This is a genomic window from Streptomyces sp. NPDC054887 (genome assembly GCF_053610585.1).
This window is the reverse complement of record NZ_JBSGYQ010000029.1, coordinates 1-4,401: the sequence shown is the minus strand read 5'-3', so window position 1 is coordinate 4,401 and position 4,401 is coordinate 1. Positions and strand designations below refer to the sequence as shown.

The 4,401-nt window shown below is 75.3% G+C and carries 2 protein-coding genes and 1 pseudogene; 2 read left to right on the top strand and 1 reads right to left on the bottom strand.

Annotation, left to right across the window (positions count from 1 at the left end; genetic code table 11):
• Positions 1–119: 119 nt before the first annotated feature.
• Positions 120–368, bottom strand: a pseudogene (locus ACWGH0_RS17945) (peptide-N4-asparagine amidase); the annotation flags it as partial.
• A gap of 275 nt (positions 369–643) precedes the next feature.
• On the opposite strand from ACWGH0_RS17945, the gene ACWGH0_RS17940 reads away from it, so the two are divergent.
• Positions 644–2,521: an ABC transporter transmembrane domain-containing protein gene (locus ACWGH0_RS17940; RefSeq protein ID WP_453405194.1), complete on the top strand. Its 1,878-nt coding sequence runs from the start codon at positions 644–646 to the stop codon at positions 2,519–2,521.
• Entirely contained in the window at positions 2,518–4,299 is a 1,782-nt protein-coding gene (locus ACWGH0_RS17935) for an ABC transporter ATP-binding protein (RefSeq protein WP_453405112.1), read from the top strand. Before ACWGH0_RS17940 ends, ACWGH0_RS17935 begins: the two co-directional genes overlap by 4 nt.
• The last annotated feature ends 102 nt before the right edge of the window (positions 4,300–4,401 follow it).

Genomic DNA, 4,401 nt, shown 5'->3' with positions numbered 1-4,401 from the left:
CCGCGGCGCCGCGCGGGGGGGGTGGGTGGGGTCGGGGCTCGCCCCCCCCCCCGGGGGGGGGGGGGCGGGGGGGGGGGGGGGGGGGGGGGGGGGGGGGCCCCCCCCCCCCCCCCCCCGCCGATGCTGAGGTGGCCGAGCCGGTCGTACTGCCGTCCGGCGACCTTCCCGTCGAGGCGCAGGACCACCTTGCTCCAGCGGTCGCCGCAGCCGTCCGGGGGCGCGTACCGGCCCTTGTACGGGGTGAAGTCACGGAACTGGGCCCGTGCGACCCTCACTTGGCAGGAGCGGGTGCCGGGGACCGTGACGGGTGGCGCCGCGGTGACGGGATCGTGCCAGTCGCTGCCGAACTCCGCGGGCGGCTCCGCGGCGGCGGACGCCCCGGCGCGCCCGGGCTCCGGGGCCGCCGCGCCGGCCGGACCCGCCCCGGTCACCGGTCCGGCGGCCAGGACCAGGCCGAGGAGCATGCCCATGACGTGTGGTCGTCTCATGGGTCAGGAGTGAAGCCCGGGGCCGCCACAGGCGCCACCGGGATGTGGGATCTTGGCGCGTTCTGTGTCCTCGCGCCCGTAAATCGATTGCCATCGCGGGTGGAAGAAAGCGAACCTTGCACGGTTTCAGCCAGTACACCGAGCCGTGGGACGACATGCAGATTCGCGATCTTCCGTATCCCGATCCGGGCGTCCCCGACGTCCGGTCAGGACCCCGATTCCTCTACTGGCTCGGGCGGAACCAGCTGGGCGGACAGCTGAAGTCCCTCTCCTGGGGGCTGCTCCACCAGTGCGGCGTCGCCGGGCTGCCGCTGGGCGTGGGCCTCGCCGTGCAGGCCGTGGTCGACGGATCCGGCAGGTCCCTGGCGCTCGCCGCCGGTCTGATCGCGCTGCTGGGCACGGCGGTGGCCGTCGGGGACACCATGCTGCACCGGACCGCCGTCACCAACTGGATCACCGCCGCCGCGCGCGTGCAGCAGTTGCTCGCCCGCAAGACGGCGGAACTCGGCTCGGCGCTCACCCGCAGGGTCGCGGCCGGCGAGGTCGTCGCCGTCTCCACCGGCGACGTCGAGAAGATCGGATGGTTCGTCGAGGCGCTCTCGCGCTTCGCGGCCGCCGCCCTGACACTCGTCGTCGTGTGCCTGGGGCTCGTGGTCTACCAGCCCGCCCTCGGCGTCGTCGTGGCGGTCGGGGTGCCCGTACTGGCCCTGGCCGTCCTGCCGTTGCTCCCGAAGGCGACGCGGCGCGCCGACGCGCAGCGCGAGCTGGCGGGCAAGGCGACCGAGCTGGCGTCCGACACCGTCGCGGGGCTGCGCGTCCTGCGCGGCATCGGCGGCGAGGAGCTGTTCCTCGGCCGCTACCGCGACGCGTCGCAGAAGGTGCGCAGGGCGGCCGTTCGCAGCGCCCGCATGTGGGCGCTCATCTCGGCGGTCCAGGTCCTGCTGCCGGGGCTGCTGCTGATCACGGTCGTGCTGTACGGCGCGCGGCTCACTCTCGACGGACGGGTCGCGGTCGGTGAACTGGTCACCGTCTACAGCGCGGTGACGCTCCTGCTCTACCCCCTGCGTCACTTCGAGGAGATCGCCATGGCGTACTCCTTCTCGCGTCCCTCGGCCAAACGGGCCGCCAGGGTGCTGTCGCTGGAGCGTGTCGCGCGGACCGGCGCCGCCGGGGCCGGGGCGCCCGCCGCGTCCGACGGACCACCGTCCGGCGACCTGTACGACCCGGCGACGGGACTGCTCGCCCCCGCGGGGCGGTTCACCGCCGTCGTGTGCGGCGACCCCGATCTGGCGGGCCGGCTCGCGGAGCGCCTCGGCGGCCACTCGACCGCGGACACCGCCGCCGAAGCGGACGCTTCCGGCGGCGGGGCGCCGCCCTCGGCGCTGCTCGGCGGGGTGGCGCTCGACGACCTGCCGCTGATCGCCGCGCGGGGCGCCGTACTGGTCCAGGACAAGGACCCGGTGCTGCTGTCGGGCACGCTCGCCGAGCTGCTCGACGTACCGGCCTCCGGGAAGGTGTCGGCGGCGGACGCGCTGGACGCGGCGCAGTGCGCGGACGTCCTCGCGGCGCTCGCGCAGGCCGCGGCCGACCGCACGGACGACCCGATGCGCACCCGGATCACGGAACGCGGGCGTTCGCTCTCCGGCGGGCAGCGCCAGCGCCTGGCGCTGGCCCGGTCGCTGGTGACCGACCCCGAGGTGCTCGTCCTGGACGAGCCGACCTCGGCCGTCGACTCGCACACCGAGGCGCGGGTCGCGGCGGGCGTGCGGCGGCTGCGCGCGGGACGTACGACCGTCGTCCTCACCTCGTCGCCGCTGGTGCTCGACCGGGCCGACCGGGTGGTGCTGGTGCACGCGGGCCGGGCCGCCGCGGTCGGCACGCACCGGGAACTGCTGCACACCGACGCGCGGTACCGCGCGGTCGTCACCCGCGAGACGGCCGACGAGAAGGCGGTCGGCGAAGAGGCGGCCGACGCCGTGATCGCACAACCCGCGGAACGCGCTGTACGGGAAGAAATCGAGGAAACGGCATGATCGGCGTGGCACCACCGGCCTACGACCCGGCCGCACCGCAGACCGCGACGACGCTGCCCGTGGGCAGTCCCTCCACCGTGCGGACGTACGTACGCGAGCTGATGCGCCGGCACCGCCGGGCGTTCACCGTGCTCGTGTCGTTCAACGCGGTCGCCGTCATCGCCTCGATGGCGGGCCCCTACCTCCTGGGCTCGCTCGTCGAGGACCTCGCGGGCGGGGCCCGCGAACTTAACCTGGAGCGCACGGCGGCCGTCTTCGCTGTCGCCCTGCTCGTCCAGACGCTCTTCACGAACCGGATGCGGCTGCGGGCGGCGATGCTCGGCGAAGAGATGCTGGCCGACCTGCGCGAGGACTTCCTCGTACGGTCCGTCGGTCTGCCGCCGGGCGTGCTGGAGCGGGCGGGCACCGGCGACCTGCTGTCGCGCATCACCACCGACATCGACCGGCTGGCGAACGCGATGCGCGAGGCCGTGCCGCAGCTCGCCATCGGCGTGGTGTGGGCGGGGCTGCTCATCGGCGGCCTCACCGTCACCGCCCCGCCGCTGGCGCTCGCCGTCCTGGTGGCCGTCCCGGTACTGGTCGCCGGCTGCCGCTGGTACTTCAGGCGGGCGCCGTCGGCGTACCGCTCGGAGGCGGCGGGCTACGCCGCGGTCGCCGCGATGCTCGCGGAGACGGTGGACGCAGGGCGGACCATCGAGGCGCACCGCCTCGGCGACCGCCGGGTGGCCCTCTCCGAGCAGCGGGTGCGCGAGTGGACGGCGTGGGAGCGGTACACGCTGTGGCTGCGGTCGGTGCTCTTCCCCGTCATCAGCGTCACCCACATCACGATCCTGTGCGCGGTGGTGCTGATCGGCGGCGTCTTCGTCCTGGAGGGCTGGATCGACGTGGGCCAGCTGACGACGGGCGCACTGCTGGCGCAGATGCTGGTCGACCCGGTCAACCTCATCCTGCGCTGGTACGACGAACTCCAGGTCGCCCAGGTGTCGTTGGCGCGGCTGGTGGGCGTACGGGAGATCGAGCCCGACGCCGGTGACCGGCGGCTCGCGCCGGAGGGCCGGACGGTACGGGCGGACGCCGTGCACTTCGGGTACCGGGAGGGCGTCGACGTACTGCACCGGGTGACGCTGGACGTGGCACCGGGGACGCGGATGGCGCTGGTGGGCCCCTCGGGCGCCGGCAAGTCCACGCTCGGCCGGCTGCTGGCCGGGATCTACGCTCCGCGTGCGGGCGAAGTGACCCTGGGCGGCGCGGAGCTGTCCCGGATGCCCGCCGAGCGGGTGCGCGAGCACGTGGCGCTGGTCAACCAGGAGCACCACGTGTTCGTGGGGTCCCTGCGCGACAACCTGCTGCTGGCCCGTACGGGCGCGGACGACGCGGAGCTGTGGGCGGCGCTCGGCGCGGTCGACGCGGACGGCTGGGCGCGGGCGCTGGACGGCGAGCTGGACACCGAGGTCGGCTCGGGCGGCCACACGCTCACCCCGGCGCAGGCGCAGCAGATCGCGCTGGCGCGCCTGGTGCTCGCCGATCCGCACACGCTGGTGCTGGACGAGGCGACCTCGCTGCTCGACCCCCGCGCGGCGCGCCATCTGGAGCGCTCGCTGGCCCGGGTCCTCGACGGCCGTACGGTCGTGGCGATCGCCCACCGGCTGCACACGGCGCACGACGCGGACGTGATCGCGGTCGTCGAGGAGGGACGGATCAGCGAACTCGGCAGCCACGACGACCTGGTGGCGGCGAACGGCGCCTACGCGGCCCTGTGGCGGTCCTGGCACGGGTGACCGCGGCGGTTCCCCCCCCCGCGCGCCCCCCCCCGGGGGGGGCCCCCCCCGCCCGCCCCCGGGAACCGTGAGGGGGGGGGGGCGGGACCCGGGCGGCCCCGA